Origin of the sequence: Mycobacterium sp. 852002-50816_SCH5313054-b, from assembly GCF_001667185.1 — a bacterium.
Classification (GTDB): Bacteria; Actinomycetota; Actinomycetes; order Mycobacteriales; family Mycobacteriaceae; genus Mycobacterium.
Window position 1 is genome coordinate 1 of the sequence record NZ_LZIC01000138.1, and the last position, 15,544, is coordinate 15,544.

Consider the following 15,544-nt stretch of genomic DNA (forward strand, 5'->3'; position numbering starts at 1 on the left):
GCGCGCGGCGGTCGCCAACCTCGCCGTCGCACTGCACGACCTCGGCGACCGGGTTGCGCTGTACGCCTACTACTCGCAGGGCCGACAGGCGGTCAGCATGATCCCGGTCAAACGGTTCGACGACCACCTCGACTCGCTCGTGATGAGGCGGCTGAACAGCCTGGAACCGGGCGCGTACTCCCGCCTCGGCGCGGCCATCCGGCACGGCGCCGCGGTCTTGGAAGCGCGCGGGGGAACGGCGCGGCGACTGCTGGTGGTGCTGTCCGACGGGCTCGCCTACGACCACGGTTACGAACGGGCCTACGGCGCCGCCGACGCACGCCGCGCCCTGACCGAGGCCCGCCGCCGGGGGACCGGCTGTGTCTGCCTGACGGTCGGCGCGGGAACCGACGTGCAGTCGCTGCGAAGAGTATTCGGCAGCACCGCGCACGCCACGATCGCGCGCCCGGATCAACTCGCCGGCGTCATCGGCCCGCTGTTCCGGTCCGCGCTGCGCTCGGCGGAGGTGCGCCGCCGGCCGCGTGCCTCCGCGCCGTGGGCAGTCGTTGAAACAAACATCTGTTCCGGATAGGCTCCTGCTGAACGTCGGAAAGGAAGCTATGGCCAACGAGTCCGGGGTTGCTCACCGGAATGGCGTGACCCCCGAGGCGGGCCGCGTGCGGCCCTACTACCAGGCGATCGGCAACGAGGAAGCCATCTTCAAGGCCGCCTACCGCCAGGGCCTGTCACTCGTGTTGAAGGGGCCGACGGGGTGCGGCAAGACCCGCTTCGTCGAGGCGATGGCCTACGACCTGGGCCGGCCGCTGATCACCGTCGCGTGCCATGACGACCTCACCACCGCCGACCTCGTCGGCCGGTACCTGCTGCGGGGCGACGAGACGGTGTGGGTAGACGGCCCGCTGACGCGGGCGGTGCGCGAGGGCGCGATCTGCTACCTGGACGAAGTGGTGGAGGCCCGCCAGGACACCACCGTGGTGCTGCACCCGCTCGCGGACCACCGGCGGCAGCTGCCCATCGAGCGTCTCGGCGTAACGCTGGACGCGGCGCCCGGGTTCGCCCTGGTGGTGTCCTACAACCCCGGCTATCAAAGCGTGCTCAAGGACTTGAAGGATTCGACACGCCAGCGGATGGTTGCCATCGAATTCGGTTTTCCCGCAGCCGATGTCGAGGAGGGGATCGTTGCGCACGAGGCGCGCGTCGACGCGGCCACCGCGGCCGAGCTGGTGCGTCTCGGACAGGCCATCCGCCGTCTGGAAACTTCCGGGCTGCGCGAGGTCGCGTCGACCCGCGTGCTGATCGCGGCGGGCAGGCTGGTGGCGGAGGGCCTGACCCTGCAAGAGGCGGCTCGGGCCGCGATCGCGGGGCCGCTGACCGACGACGCGGCGGTGGGCAAAGCGCTCGGCGAGCTGATCGAGATCTACCTCGGCGCGGCGGCCGAATGATTGACGCTGTATACCGCCGCCGCTAGGGTCTGAACAAATATTAGGTTTATGGCCCGGGAGGTCGGAATGTCCTACGAAAGCAGCGCGGAACCGATCAAGGTCGGCTACCTGATGGACTTCGCGCTGCCACCGGGATTCCCCGAGGAATTGTTGGCGAGTTTCACGCGCTGCTTCGACCTCATCTTCGAAGAAGCCCGCGAAGAAGGCCTGATCGACCGCCCGGTGCAAATGATCTACCGCGAGGTGGAGGGGTTGCCCAAGGGATCGGTCAAAGCGGTGATCGATGCCTTCGGCGAGCTCGTCGACGAGGGCTGCCTGGTGGTGTTCGGCCCGCACATCACCGACAACTGCGTGCCCACCCGCGAGGCGATCGAGGACCGGTTCAAGGTCCCGGCGATCAGCGTCACCGGCACCGACGACTGGCTCGGTGAATGGACGTTCGCATTCCCGCAGGGATCGTTGACCGACGAGCCGATCTTCATCGCCGACCTGGTCGCCAAACGCGGGCTCACCGAAATCGGGGTCCTGGTCGAGCAGAACCTGATCGGCGACAGCTACCTGAGGAACCTGCGAAGCGCATGCCGGCGCAAGGGGATTCGCATCGTCGCGGAGGCGGCGATCGCGCAGACCGCGCAGGACATCAATGAGGCCGTGCGCACCCTGCACGACGCGAAGGCCGAAGCGATCGTGCACTTGGGCTTCGGCTTCGGGATCGTGTTCATCAACCCCGCGCTGGAAGCCGTCGATTGGGACCCGCCGCGGTTCACCACCACGGCATTCCAGAACGCCTGGGTGAACCCCATCATGTGGAAGGCGTTCATGGGCTGGATCGGGGTTGATCAGTACGACGAGGCGAATCGGCTCGGCCAGGACTTCCTCGATCGCTATGCCGAGAAGTACGACGGCAGCCGTCCCGAATATTGCGTGCCGGTGGTCAACCGCGACGTTGCCGCCACACTCGTGCGCGCGTTTGCCGACGCGCACCCGCTCAGCCCGCGCGGCGTCAAGGAGGCATTGGAGCGGGTGAAGATGATGCCCGCCGCCTCGGGCGCGCCCGGCACCCGGGTGTCCTTCGGCAAGTGGACGCGCCGGGCGTGGATGGGTGCCGGCTATCTGGTGGCCCGGAGTCTCGATGCCGACGGCGTCAACTCGCATCTGGTCGATCGCTTCGGCGAGGAAGGCTGAATCGTGTCGACCGAACAGTCCACACCGCCTGTCGTAGAAGACAAGCCGGCATCGGCGCAGCGTCGCGAGAAGCGCGGCTGGGGCGGCTGGGTCGCCGGCGCCGCCCTGGCGGCCTTCGCGCTCTTCTTCGTCGCGAACTGCCGCGTCGCCCTCGATCCGCGCGTCGCCAACCTGAACGTGCGGGGCCGGCCCCGCCCGGTCAAGTTCACCTTCGGGCTCGACTACATCGGATTCCTGGACTGGGCGACGGTCGTGGCGCTGATCGTCCTGTTGATCGTCTTCATCAGGGGGTGGCGCCGCAATCCGGGTAGTCCGGTGATGTTGATGTTCCTGTGCACCACGCTGATCGTGTGGCAGGACCCGATCATGAACTGGTCACCGTTCGCGGTCTACAACCCCGATCTCGTGCACTGGCCGGAATCCTGGCCGCTGGTGTCGTTGTCGCCGACGGTCGAACCGTTCGTGGTCTTCGGTTACGTGATGTTCTATTTCGGCCCGTACTTCCCAGGGATATGGATCCTGCGCAAGCTGCAGGCCCGCAAGGGGCCTGAGGCCTTCGTGTCGCGGCACCCGCTGATCTGCCTGGGCGCGATAGTCCTGGTGATCGGGTTCGTCATGGACGCCATGCTGGAGAACACGTTGATCCACTGCGGCATGTACATCTACTCCCAGGTGATTCCGTGGGGTTCGGTGTTCACCGGCACCACTTTCCAGTTCCCGCTGATCTGGGAATCGCTCTCCGTGACTTTCGTGATGGTGCCCGCCGCGATCCTCTGTTACCGCGACGACACCGGAAAGTCGGTGGCGGAGAAGCTCGCCGCGAAAGCCAGGATCTTCCCGAGCCGGCCGGTGCTCGGCACGTTCCTGGTGACGTTCGCCATCATCAACGTGTCCTACTTCGCCTACGGGGCGTGGTTCTGGGCCATCAAGGTCAGCCACGCCGCGACATCGGTGGCGTGCCCCTGGCCGTATCCCGGGGCCAAAGTCTATGACCCGCAAGGGTATTACGAGAAGGCCGGTGCCCAGGGCCCGTACTCGGCCGGCATCTGGTCGACCTGGGCGAGCGGGGAGCCGAACGGGCGGCCCCATGTCGACGCGCCGCCACCGGGTGAGGGCCCGTGTGCGACTTCATCTTCAACAGGCAAGAATGGCTGACCCGCGCACAGTCGTCATCACCGGTGCGTCTCGCGGACTGGGCTTCGCCTCGGCCGTCCGCTTGTACCGGGAGGGGTGGCGCGTGGTCGCGGCCATGCGCGCGCCCGACCGGGCGATGGCGTTGCTGCGCGAGGCGACCGGGGCGCCCGAAGACGACGATCGACTGATCGGTGTCCAGCTGGACCTGACGGACGCCGCGTCGATTTCCGCGGCGGCCAAGGCAATCGAGGAAGCCGTGGGCGCGCCCTACGCGCTGGTGCACAATGCGGGGATCTCGGCCGCGGGTGTCGTGGAGGAGACCGATATGGCGCTGTGGCAGAGGATGTTCGCCACCAGCGTCCTGGGCCCCGTCGCGCTCACCCAGGCTCTGCTGCCCTCGATGCGGGCGGCGGGTGAAGGGCGAATCGTTCTGGTGTCCAGCGCCGCCGGCGTGCGCGGGCAGCCGGCCACCGCGCCGTACTCGGCGGCCAAGGGAGCGCTGGAGCGGTGGGGCGAATCGATGGCGTGCGAGATCGCGCCCTTCGGTCTCGGCGTCACCGTCCTGGTGGCCGGCATGTATGACACCGAGATCATCACCGACGCGGGCACCACCGACAATCGCAATTTCGACGGCCCCTACGCCCGGCTGCACACCACCATGAACACACGCGGGCGCTTCGCGACGAAGCTGGCACGACCACCCGACCGGTTCACCGACGGCCTGCTCAAGGCGCTGGACGATCGGAAGCCGTTCCGTCGCCGCGGCGTCGGCCCGGACGCCGCGATGCTGTTGGCCGCCAACAGGATTCTCCCGGCGGCGGGCATGCACCACGTGTCGCGGATCATGCTCGGCATACCGCGGCAGGGCTCGATGCGCGGCGGGGCGTGGCCGTTGACGGCGGCCCAAAAAGCGATGGTGCTCGCCGCGCGCGTTCTTCCGCAGGCGGTGCTGCAGCGCCTGGCCGCACGACGCCAAGGATCTTAAAGGAGTACCGATGGCACAGCTTTTCGACGACCTGGAAGACTTCGGCGTGTTCGACGACGCGATATCCGGTGACGTGCGTGACCCGTACACCGAACTGGCGCGGATTCGCCGTGAGGAGCCGGTGCAGCGGCTCGAGACATCGGGAGCGCTTCCACACGAGGAATCCCTGCCGATGTTCATCGTGTATCGCCACGAGGATATCCAACAGATGTTGCGCGATAACGAGACATTCTCGTCTGCGGCCGTCGTCGCCGCGTTCGGCCCGGTGCTGGGTGAAGGCGTGATGCTCGGCATGGACGAGCCGATCCACGGCCGGCTGCGTTCGTTGGTCTCAAAGGCGTTCTCGCAGAAGACATTGGCGCGCTGGCAGGACGAGTTGGTGGGCCGGGTGGCGAATGGCCTGATCGACAAGTTCGCCCCCAACGGCAAGGCGGATCTGGTGAAGGAGTTCACCTTCGACTATCCGAGCCAGATCATCGCGGGCCTGTTGGGCTTGCCGGAGAAGGACTACCCACAGTTCCAGCGCTGGTCGATCTCGCTGCTGAGCTGGCTGATGAACCCGCAGCGCGGGCTTGCGGCCTCGGCTGCCCTGTGCGACTACTTCGCCCCGATACTCGAGGCCCGCCGCGTCGAGCCCAAAGACGACCTGATCAGCGCGCTCGGTGCGGCCGAGATCGACGGGGAAAGGCTGGCCGACGAGGAGATCTTCTCGTTCCTGCGACTGCTGCTACCCGCCGGCGTGGAGACCACCTACCGCGCGCTGGGCAGCCTGCTCTTCGGGCTGTTGTCGGATCCGGCGCAGTTGGACGCCATCCACGCCGACCGCTCGCTGCTGCCGCAGGCGATCGAGGAGGGCGTGCGGTGGGAACCTCCGCTGCTGACCATCACCCGGGTCGCGACGCGCGACACCGAACTCGGCGGGGTGGCGATCCCGGCCGGCGCGACGGTGATGCCGATGCTGGGCTCGGCGAACCGGCAGGAAGATCGCTACCCCGACCCGGACACGTTCAACATCCACCGGCAGCAGCGGCCGAATCTCGCCTGGGGCCATGGCGTGCACGTCTGCCTCGGCATGCACCTGGCGCGGCTGGAGATGCGCACGGCCATCAACCTGCTGCTCGACCGGCTCCCCAATCTGCGGCTGGATCCCGACGGGGACGACCCGCACATCCGCGGGCAGGTCTTCCGGTCGCCGACCTCGCTGCCGGTGCTGTTCGACCCCCGGTAGCCAGCACCGCAGCGTTTGCACCTTGCCAATCGGCTACTTTCCGGTAAGGCTCTCCGTAGCCCCTCAACGATTGAGAAGAGAGTGACAAACATGACCGAGGCTGTAAAGGTCCGCTTCGAGCCCAAGATGATGATCGACGGCAAGCTCGTCGACGGTCAGGCCGGCACCTTCACCAACATCAACCCGGCGACCGAGGAGCCGCTCGGCGAGGTCGCGGACGCGTCGAAGGAGGACATGCAGCGGGCCATCGACGCCGCCCGGCGCGCCTTCGACGAGTCCGACTGGTCGACCAACAAGGAATTGCGCAAGCGCTGCCTGCTGCAGCTGCACGAGGCCATCGAATCCGAGAAGGAGGAGCTGCGCGAGGAACTCATCCTCGAGGTCGGCTCCCCCCGGGCGATCACCTTCGGCCCGCAGCTGGACGCCCCCCTGGAAGACGGACTGAAGTACCCCGCCCGGCTGATCGACGAGTACGCCTGGGAAACCGACCTCGGCGACAAGGTGATCAGCCTGACCGGGACGCTGACCACCCGCAAGGTATGGCGGGAACCGGTGGGCGTGGTCGGCGCGATCGTGCCGTGGAACTTCCCGTTCGAGGTCACCCTCAACAAGCTCGGCCAGGCGCTGGGCACCGGCAACACCGTGGTGCTCAAGCCGGCGCCCAACACGCCGTTCAACGCGACCCGCCTGGGCCGGCTGATCGCCGAAAAGACCGACATCCCCGCGGGTGTCGTCAACGTCGTCACCGCATCGGATCACTTTGTCGGCGAGGAACTCACGCTGTCGCCGAAGGTCGACCTCATTTCGTTCACCGGCTCCACCGTGGTCGGCCAGCGGATCATGGAAAAGGGCGCCGCCACCATGAAGCGGCTGTTTCTCGAACTCGGCGGCAAGTCGGCGACCATCGTGCTGGAAGACGCCGACTTCGGGATGGCCTGCGCGATCGGCATCGCGCCGTGCATGCACGCCGGGCAGGGCTGCGCCAACCCCACCCGGATGCTGCTGCCGCGGTCCCGTTACGACGAGGGCGTGGCGATCCTCAAGAGCATCTACGAGAACGTCACGTGCGGTGACCCGCAGGACCCCGGCACGCTGTGCGGCCCGGTGATCTCGGAGGTGCAGCGCAACCGCGTGATGGGCTACATCCGCAAGGGCGTCGAGGAGGGCGCCACCGCGCTGGTCGGCGGCCCGGACGCGCCCACCGGCTTCGACAAGGGATTCTTCGTCCGGCCAACGCTTTTCGTTGACGTGGACAACTCCATGACGATCGCCCAGGAGGAGATCTTCGGGCCGGTGCTGGCCGTCGTCCCGTTCGACGACGAGGAGGACGCGATCCGGATCGCCAACGACAGCAAGTACGGATTGGCCGGCAACGTGATGTCGGGCTCGCTGGAGCACTCGCTGGCGGTGGCCCGCCGGATCCGGGCGGGCTTCATGGGCGTCAACGGCGGCGCACCGTACGGCGCCGACACCCCCTTCGGCGGCTACAAGTACAGCGGGGTCGGTCGCCAGAACGGCATCGCCGGTTTCGACCAGTACACCGAGATCAAGTCGGTCGGGTACCCGGCCGGCTAGGGGTTCGCGCCGCGGCCGGCCGACCAATCAGCGCCTTTCTACTGCGGTATCAGATGCGTTACCGCATTCGCGGATCGCGTGATGGTCCGCTCTCGCTACAGGTGGGACCCCGACCTTCGCCCGTCCAACCCCTTGGTCGACAATCGACGCAAGACCCCCACGTCAAAGGAGACACCACCATGGCTGAAGCCGTCATCGTCGAGGCCGTCCGCTCACCGCTCGGGAAGCGCAACGGCGGACTGGCCGGGGTGCACCCGGCCGACCTGTCCGCGCAGGTCCTCAACGGGCTGGTCGACAAGGCCGGTATCGACCCGGGAATCGTCGACGACGTCATCTGGGGCTGTGTCATGCAGGCCGGTGAGCAGGCCCTCGACATCGGCCGCACCGCGCTGCTGGCCGCCGGCTGGCCCGAGACCGTGCCCGGCGTGACCGTCGACCGCCAGTGCGGGTCGAGCCAGCAGTCCATCCACTTCGCCGCGGCGGGTGTGGTCGCGGGCCACTACGACGTCGTCGTCGCCGGCGGTGTCGAGTCGATGTCGCGCACCCCGATGGGTTCGTCGCTGGCCGGCGGCGGCAACCCCTACCCGCAGGCTTTCAAGGACCGCTACCACAAGACGCCCAACCAGGGCATCGGTGCAGAAATGATCGCTGAGCAGTGGGGCTTCGACCGACTCGCGCTCGACGAGTTCTCGCTGGGATCACACGAAAAGGCCGCCGCGGCACAGGATTCCGGCGCGTTCGACGACCAGATCGTCGGCATCAAGGACCAGGATGGCAACGTCGTCCTCAAGGATGAGGGCATCCGCCGCGGCACCCCGATGGAAAAGATGGCATCGCTGAAGCCGGCGTTCAAGGAGGACGGGGTGATCCATGCCGGCAACTCCTCGCAGATCACCGACGGTTCGGCCGCACTTTTGTTCATGTCGGCCGAGAAGGCCAAGGAACTGGGCCTCACGCCGATCGCCAAGGTGCACACCGCGGTACTGGCCGGCGCCGACCCGGTGATCATGCTGACGGCGCCCATCCCGGCGACGCAGAAGGCGCTCAAGAAGTCTGGCCTCTCCATCGGCGACATCGGGGCCTACGAGGTCAACGAGGCGTTCGCGCCCGTCCCGCTGGCGTGGCTGAAAGACATCGGGGCCGATGAGAAGAAGCTCAACCCCAACGGCGGCGCCATCGCGCTGGGCCACCCGCTCGGCGGCTCGGGTGCGCGGTTGATGACCACGCTGCTCTACCACATGCGCGACAAGGGAATCCGCTACGGCCTGCAGACGATGTGCGAGGGCGGTGGCCAGGCCAACGCCACCATCGTCGAACTCCTGTGAGCCAAGGGGACGACGGCCAGCCCGGGGCGCTCGTCGAGCTTCGCGGCAACGTGATGGTCGTTACCATCAACCGGCCGGAGGCCCGCAACGCGGTCAACGCCGCCGTCAGCATCGCCGTCGGGGACGCGCTGGAGCAGGCGCAGCATGACCCGGGCGTGCGGGCGGTGGTCATCACCGGCGCCGGCGACAAGTCGTTTTGCGCCGGCGCCGACCTCAAGGCGATCTCGCGCCGGGAGAACCTGTATCACCCGGATCACGGCGAGTGGGGCTTCGCCGGCTACGTGCACCACTTCATCGACAAACCCACGATCGCCGCGGTCAACGGCACCGCGCTGGGTGGCGGCACCGAGCTCGCGCTGGCCAGCGACCTGGTGGTCGCCGACGAACGGGCCAAATTCGGGTTGCCGGAGGTCAAGCGGGGGCTGATCGCCGCAGCCGGCGGCGTCTTCCGGATCGTGGACCACCTGCCCCGCAAGGTGGCGATGGAGCTGCTGTTGACCGGCGAGCCGATCACCGCGTCCGACGCCCTCGGATGGGGCCTGATCAACCAGGTCGTCAGCCCGGGGGAGGTGCTCGACGCCGCCCTTGCCCTGGCCGCCCGGGTGACGGTCAACGCGCCGCTCTCGGTGCAGGCCAGCAAGCGCATCGCCTACGGCGTCGACGACGGCGTCATCGTGGGCGACGAGCCGGGCTGGGAGCGCACCGTGCGCGAAATGCGTTCCCTGATCAGGTCCGAGGACGCCAAGGAGGGGCCCCTGGCGTTCGCCGAGAAGCGGAAACCGGTCTGGCAGGCGCGCTAGTGCGCGAGGATGTTCACTGCCCGCCCGAACACGGCGGGTAGCGCCGCGGCCGCCGGCACGATGGCGCGGCGCGCCAGCACCGGCGCGCTGGCCAGCACCACCGCCCGGGTCAGTAGCCGGTAGTTGCGGGTGACCCGGTGCCACGCCGCCTCGTATGACGACGGCGCGTCGTTGACGATGGCGTCGACCGCCGCCGCGGCCTGCTTGACCGCGAGGCTGATGCCCTCGCCGGTCAGCGCGTCCTCGTAGCCGGCCGCGTCGCCGACCAGCAGCACCCGCCCCGCCACGCGGCGGGAGACGACCTGGCGCAGCGGGCCGCAGCCGCGGGCCTGCCCGCGGGCGGCGCCCGCCAGGTGCTCGGCCAGCCACGGGAACCAGGCCAGGTCGGGCCGCCCGCCGGACAGGATCGCCACGCCGACCAGGTCGGGTTCCACCGGCGTCACGTATGCCTCGCCCCAGCGGGACCAGTGCACCTCGACGAACTCGGACCATGCCGGCACCTTGAAGTGCCACCGCACGCCATGGCGGCGCGGTGTTCCGGCCGTGGCCTTGATGCCGACGGCGCGCCGCACGGACGAGTGCAGCCCGTCGGCGCCCACCAACCATTTCGCCCGCACGCCCGCAGCCGTCACGCCGTGTGCGTCCTGCTCGACGCTCGTCACCCGCGCCCGAATCCATTCGGTGTCTTGTTCTTTGGCGCGCGCCTCCAGCGCCGCGTGCAGCGTGGTGCGCCGCACGCCCCGGCCCGGCCCACCGCGAAACAGCGCCTCGGCCCGGCGGTGCTCGCTCACATAGGCGATCCCGCGAAAGGGCACGCCGGCCGGGTCCACCCCGAGCGACGTCAGCTCGGCCAGACCGCCGGGCATCAGCCCCTCACCGCACGCCTTGTCGATGGGGCCCTCCCGCGGTTCGGCCACGATCACCGAAAGCCCAAGCCGCCGAGCGTGTAACGCCGTCGCCAGGCCCCCGGGGCCACCGCCGACGATCAGCAGATCGGTGTCGTAAGTCATGACGTGTAGCCCAGGGCCGAGTTCTCCACGTGCAGGCGCACGCCGAGCAGCATCGCGTTGGCCAGCGTGAAGATGGCCGCGGTCAGCCACGCCGTGTGCACCAGCGGCAGCGCGAACCCCTCGGCCACCACCGCTACGTAGTTGGGATGGTGCAGCCAGCGATAGGGGCCCTCGCGCACCAGCGGCGCATTCGGCAGCACGATCACCCGGGTGTTCCACCGTTGCCCCAGCGTCGTGATGCACCACCAGCGCAACACCTGGCTCAGCGCCGCGATGGCCAGCATCGGCCAGCCCAGCCACGGAATGAACGGCCGGTGCAGTGCCCACGGCTCGATGAGGCAGCCGAGCAGCAGCGCGGTGTGCAGGACGACCATCACCGGGTAATGGGACTGACCAAATTCCTTGGCGCCCTGGGCGAAAGACCATTGCGCGTTGCGCTTGGACACCACCAGCTCCGCCACGCGTTCGATGGCTACCGCAAGGATCAGCAGGTAATACATAGCTCTATGCGGCCCTACCAGCTCAGCAGGACGAATTCGGCGGAGAAGCCCGGTCCCATCGCGATCATCAGCCCGATCGAACCCGGCGACGGTGGGTCGGCCATGGTGGCGTGCAGTATATCAAGGACTGAAACCGACGAGAGGTTTCCGTTGTTGCGCAACGAGTTTCTGGTGACCTCGAGCGCATCCGGCGGTAGGTGCAGCACGGCTTCGACCGCGTCGATCACCTTCGGGCCGGCGGCGTGCAACAGCCACGTGGAGACGTCCGCGGTGGTCAGCCCGTGGTCGGCCAGGAACGCGCGGATGTCGTCGCCCAAAAATTTCTCGACGATGGTCGAGATCTCGGCGGACAGGACGATTTCGAACCCGTTGCTGCCGATGTTCCAGCCCAGCACGTCCTCGGTGTCCGGGTAGGTCCGGCTGCGAGTGGCCAGCACCCGGGGCCCCGCCGCTGTCCAGTCGCCCCCGGTCGCGATGACGACGCCGGCGCCATCGCCAAATAGACTGGAAGCGACCAGATTTGGAATCGTCTTGTCCTGCCGCTGAACGGTCAGCGAGCACAGCTCGACCGCCAGCAGCGCCGCCACCTCGTTGGGGAACGCGCGCAGGTAGTCGTGCACACGGGCCATGCCCGCGGCGCCGGCCACGCAACCCAGGCCGAACAACGGGATCCGTTTGACGTCCGGGCGTAGCCCGATCCGAGTCGCCAGCCGCGCCTCCAGCGACGGCACGGACAACCCGGTAACCGTCGTCGAGAAGACGGCATCGACCTCCGACGGCTCGAGCTTCGCCTGGTCAAGCGCGGCGAGCATCGCCTCCTCCGCCAGGTCGAGGGCGATTTCGAGGTAGGCGTCGTTCGCCTCGGTGAAGCCGCTCAGCTTGCCGTACCTCCACAGCGGCAACGCGATGTTCCTGAACTCCACCCCGCTGCTGAGCGCAAAACGCCGGAACTCCGGACCGGCGAAGTCGGTCAGCGCCCCGATGGTTTCGTCCTGCGTGTAGCGGTTGGGCGGGAATGTCACGGCAACGCCCGCGACGGACGGGTCCCCTGTTGATTTCCTGATACGCACGCGCGCAGAAGCGCCCCCGGTGATCTCCTCCATGTGGGGGTCACGGTGCGGACGCCGCATCGGTTCAAAAGTCTGGCTAGTGTCGGGGTATGCGGATTTTGGTCACCGGCGCCACCGGCTATGTCGGATCGCGCCTGGTCACTGCGCTGTTGGGGGATGGGCACCAGGTCGTGACGGCCACCCGAAACCCGCAGCGCCTCAAGCGTTTAGGTTGGTTCGGCGACGTCATCCCGGTCACCCTCGACGCGTCGGATCCGGCGTCGGTGCGGGCCGGCCTGGCCGCCGCGGGCCCGGTGGACATGCTGTATTACCTGGTGCACGCGATCGGCCAGCCCGGCTTTCGCGACGCGGACAAGGCGGCGGCCCATAACCTCGCGGTGGCGGCGCGGGACGCCGGGGTGGGGCGCATCGTCTATTTGGGCGGCTTCGTGCCCGCCGGCGAGGCGCTGTCCGAGCACCTGACCAGCCGGGCCGAGGTGGCCGAGGCCCTGACGGTCGAGGGCGGGCCCGAGCTGGTGTGGCTGGGCGCGGCGATCATCATCGGCGCCGGCTCGACGTCGTTCGAGATGCTGCGCTACGTGGGGGACCGGTTCCCGCTCATCCCGATACCGAGCTGGATGGACAACCCGATCGACCCGATCTCCATCCGCGACGTGCTGCACTACCTCGTCGCCGCGGCAGACCCCGGCCGGGTGCCCGCGGGCGCGTACGACATCGCCGGGCCGACCACCACCACCTACCGGGGGTTGCTCAAGACGTATGCGCGCGTCTCGGGCAGGTGGCATGCCCCGTTACCGGTGGGCGGGATCGACACGGCGCTGGCGTCGCTGGTCACCGGTCTCGCGCTGCCGGTGCCTCCGGGGCTGGCCGCGGACCTGGTCGAGTCGCTCGACCATCCGATGGTGGCGTCGGTCAGCGGGCTGCGCGACCGGGTGCCCGACCCGCCCGGCGGGCTGCTCGGCGTGGAGGACGCCATCGCACTGGCGTTGGCCGGGTCGAGGCGCCGGCCCGAGCCCGTCAATGCGCTGGCCGATCCGCACGACCTGGCCGACAGCGATCCCGCCTGGGCCGGTGGCGACGCCCTGCGCATCCGCCGCCTCGCCCGCGCGATCACCCCGCGCGTCGCGCGGCCGACCCTGCGGCTGGTCAACAACGTGCCCGGCCCCCTCGCCGGGGCGCTGCGCACCTGGCTGGACATCCTGTCCGCGTTGAACGCGAAGGTCCGTCCGGCATGAGTCAGTCGACCGCCCCGTATAGCGCCACCGCCTTCTCCGAGTTGCGCCGCGCGATCACCAACGTGGCGGTGCCCCATAACGAGCCGCCGGGGGTCGTGCGGCGCCGGCGCGTGGTCGTCGCCATCACCCTGGCGATCGGCGCCGTGGTGCTGGGGTTTTCGCTGCGGTGTCATCCGGGCGAGTCGAGCTTCTACTGGCTGACCCTGCTCCTGGCGGCGGTGTGGGTCACCGGCGGGTTCGTCTCGGGCCCGTTGCACCTTGGGGGCATCTGCTGGCGCGGACGCAACCAGCGGCCCGTCATCACCGGCACGACCGTCGGCCTGCTGCTCGGCGGCGTGTTCATCGTGGGTGGGCTGATCGCCCGGGAGATAACACCCGTCGCGGAGCTGATCACCCGGGTGCTGCTATACGCCCACCACGGTTGGTATCCGGTGATCGTGGCGATCACGCTCATCAACGGCGTCGCCGAGGAGATTTTCTTCCGCGGCGCGCTCTACACCGCGCTGGGGCGCTACCACCCGGTGCTCATCTCGACCGTCTTGTACACCTGCGCCACGCTGGCCAGCGGCAACCCGATGCTGGGGTTCGCCGCGATCATTCTCGGGACGGTATGCGCGCTGGAACGCCGGGCCAGCGGCGGTGTGCTGGCGCCGGTGCTGACCCACCTCGTGTGGGGCCTGATCATGGTGCTTGCACTGCCCCCGTTGTTCGGCGTCTGACCGGCCCCGCCGCGTCGCGCGCCAGTCCGCGCAGCGCGGCAACTCGCTTGGACCGCAACGCAACCCAGTACAGCCGCCCGGGCAGGCCGCACGGCACGAAGATCGCCCGCTGGGTGTATTCGCTGCCCCCGCCGTTCCGAGGTGCGACGCTGATCTCGAGCCACCCCTGGCCCACCGAGCCCGCCCCGGAGCGCAGCCGCAGCCCGCTGCCGGGTTTGCGCTCCTCCACGACCCAGCTCCTGAACGCGCGGCGGCGGGCGATCGCGTCCTCGGCCGCCCGCCACACCTCCCCGGGTTCCGCGGCGGTCTCGGCGGTGCGCACGTCGCAGTGGATGATCTCGCCGGCCCAGCGCGGGTCGCTGGGCAGCGGCTCGGCGGGGTCCGAGCCGAGGGAGGCCCAGGTGGCCTTGGTCAGGCCGCGCGTCCCGCGGTCGAGCGCGAGTTCGACGGCGCGGCGGTAGCCCGTCAGGCCGCCGGCCGGCGGCTCGATGATGCCGTCGATGTCCGAATTGCGCATCACCGCATCGCATTCCAGCGATTCGATCAGCGGGCGCGCCAGCCCGGGCGGGATCGGCGTGACGGCCCCGATCCAGAGGCTGGCGATCGTCGGGGTCAGGAACGGCAGCACGACCAGATAGCGCCTCCCCAACCCCGCGACCTCGGCGTAGACGCGCATCATGTCGCCGTATTCCAGGACGTCGGGCCCGCCGATGTCCCACGTCCGCGACCTGGGCACCGGCGCCGTCGCCGCGGCGACGAGGTAATGCAGCACGTCGCGCACCGCGATCGGCTGAATCTTGTTGTGCACCCACTTCGGCGTGGTCATCACCGGCAACCGGTCGGTGAGGTGGCGGATCAGCTCGAACGACGCGGAACCCGACCCGACGACCACCCCGGCCTGCAGCACCACCGTCTCGATGCCGGAGTCGATGAGGGCCTCGCCGACGGCCGCGCGCGATTCGAGGTGTTCGGACAGCCTGCGGCCTTCGGGGTGTAGCCCGCTCAGATACACCACCCGTCGCACCCCGGTGCGGCGTGCGGCGGTCACCACGTTGCGCACGGCGCGGTCCTCCTCGGCGGCGAAGTCCTTGGCGGCGCCCATCGAGTGGACCAGGTAGTAGACGACGTCGATCCCGTCGAACGCCGCGGTCAGCGACTCGACGTCGCCGAGGTCGCCGCGCGCCACCTGCGCCCGCTCCCGCCACGGCACGTCGGCCAGCTTGTCCGGGGTGCGCGCCATGGCGCGAACGTCGTGGCCCTCGTCGAGCAGTCGGGGCACCAGCCGGGCACCGATGTAGCCGGTCGCCCCGGTGACCAGGCAGCGCACCATCGATTC

General features: G+C 68.9%; 15 protein-coding genes. 11 read left to right on the forward strand and 4 right to left on the reverse strand.

The features are described from left to right. The 9 genes from A5787_RS25110 to A5787_RS25150 form a co-directional block, all read left to right on the forward strand. A partial coding sequence (locus A5787_RS25110; protein ID WP_156764128.1) for a VWA domain-containing protein occupies positions 1-571 on the forward strand: 571 nt, incomplete at its 5' end. A 28-nt stretch (positions 572-599) separates the two neighbouring features. Then, a complete protein-coding gene (locus tag A5787_RS25115) occupies positions 600-1,442 on the forward strand; it encodes a CbbQ/NirQ/NorQ/GpvN family protein (protein ID WP_066972124.1) in 843 nt (280 codons plus the stop codon). 66 nt (positions 1,443-1,508) lie between these two features. Next, positions 1,509-2,627: an ABC transporter substrate-binding protein gene (locus A5787_RS25120; protein WP_066972181.1), complete on the forward strand. Its 1,119-nt coding sequence runs from the start codon at positions 1,509-1,511 to the stop codon at positions 2,625-2,627. Positions 2,628-2,630: 3 nt separating this feature from the next. Further along, positions 2,631-3,782 (forward strand): spirocyclase AveC family protein, encoded by a 1,152-nt coding sequence (locus A5787_RS25125; protein WP_066972126.1) that lies wholly within the window; start codon positions 2,631-2,633, stop codon positions 3,780-3,782. Beyond that, positions 3,775-4,746, forward strand: coding sequence for an SDR family oxidoreductase (locus tag A5787_RS25130; protein WP_066972128.1), 972 nt, complete (start codon positions 3,775-3,777; stop codon positions 4,744-4,746). Before A5787_RS25125 ends, A5787_RS25130 begins: the two co-directional genes overlap by 8 nt. 10 nt (positions 4,747-4,756) lie before the next feature. Then, positions 4,757-5,974 carry a cytochrome P450 gene (locus A5787_RS25135; protein WP_066972130.1) on the forward strand — a complete coding sequence of 406 codons (1,218 nt, stop codon included), beginning with the start codon at positions 4,757-4,759 and terminating at the stop codon, positions 5,972-5,974. Positions 5,975-6,064: 90 nt separating this feature from the next. Continuing rightward, the gene (locus A5787_RS25140; RefSeq protein ID WP_066972132.1) at positions 6,065-7,549 is read left to right on the forward strand and encodes an aldehyde dehydrogenase family protein; all 1,485 of its coding nucleotides are present in this window, start codon (positions 6,065-6,067) and stop codon (positions 7,547-7,549) included. Between the two features lie 179 nt (positions 7,550-7,728). Continuing rightward, positions 7,729-8,874, forward strand: a complete 1,146-nt coding sequence (locus A5787_RS25145; RefSeq protein WP_066972134.1) for a thiolase family protein — start codon at positions 7,729-7,731, stop codon at positions 8,872-8,874. After that, positions 8,871-9,674: a crotonase/enoyl-CoA hydratase family protein gene (locus A5787_RS25150; RefSeq protein WP_082977445.1), complete on the forward strand. Its 804-nt coding sequence runs from the start codon at positions 8,871-8,873 to the stop codon at positions 9,672-9,674. The genes A5787_RS25145 and A5787_RS25150 overlap by 4 nt, the downstream gene beginning before the upstream one ends. Here A5787_RS25150 and A5787_RS25155 read toward each other — a convergent pair. Genes A5787_RS25155 through A5787_RS25165 form a run of 3 tightly spaced genes read right to left on the reverse strand, consistent with a single transcriptional unit; the run spans position 9,671 to position 12,287 of the window. Beyond that, positions 9,671-10,684 carry an NAD(P)/FAD-dependent oxidoreductase gene (locus A5787_RS25155; protein WP_066972136.1) on the reverse strand — a complete coding sequence of 338 codons (1,014 nt, stop codon included), beginning with the start codon at positions 10,682-10,684 and terminating at the stop codon, positions 9,671-9,673. The genes A5787_RS25150 and A5787_RS25155 overlap by 4 nt on opposite strands. Next, on the reverse strand, positions 10,681-11,184 hold the full coding sequence (locus A5787_RS25160) for an isoprenylcysteine carboxyl methyltransferase family protein (RefSeq protein WP_066972138.1): 504 nt from the start codon (positions 11,182-11,184) through the stop codon (positions 10,681-10,683). Before A5787_RS25160 ends, A5787_RS25155 begins: the two co-directional genes overlap by 4 nt. Before the next feature lie 14 nt (positions 11,185-11,198). Beyond that, the gene (locus A5787_RS25165; RefSeq protein WP_066972139.1) at positions 11,199-12,287 is read right to left on the reverse strand and encodes a type III polyketide synthase; all 1,089 of its coding nucleotides are present in this window, start codon (positions 12,285-12,287) and stop codon (positions 11,199-11,201) included. 56 nt (positions 12,288-12,343) lie between these two features. Between A5787_RS25165 and A5787_RS25170 the strand changes: the two genes are divergently transcribed. Both A5787_RS25170 and A5787_RS25175 read left to right on the forward strand, forming a co-directional pair. Beyond that, the gene (locus tag A5787_RS25170; protein WP_066972140.1) at positions 12,344-13,489 is read left to right on the forward strand and encodes an NAD(P)H-binding protein; all 1,146 of its coding nucleotides are present in this window, start codon (positions 12,344-12,346) and stop codon (positions 13,487-13,489) included. After that, positions 13,486-14,208: a CPBP family intramembrane glutamic endopeptidase gene (locus A5787_RS25175; protein WP_066972142.1), complete on the forward strand. Its 723-nt coding sequence runs from the start codon at positions 13,486-13,488 to the stop codon at positions 14,206-14,208. The genes A5787_RS25170 and A5787_RS25175 overlap by 4 nt, the downstream gene beginning before the upstream one ends. On the opposite strand, the gene A5787_RS25180 is transcribed toward A5787_RS25175, so the two are convergent. Then, positions 14,171-15,538, reverse strand: a complete 1,368-nt coding sequence (locus tag A5787_RS25180) for a DUF2867 domain-containing protein (protein WP_066972144.1) — start codon at positions 15,536-15,538, stop codon at positions 14,171-14,173. The genes A5787_RS25175 and A5787_RS25180 overlap by 38 nt on opposite strands. Between the last annotated feature and the right edge of the window lie 6 nt (positions 15,539-15,544).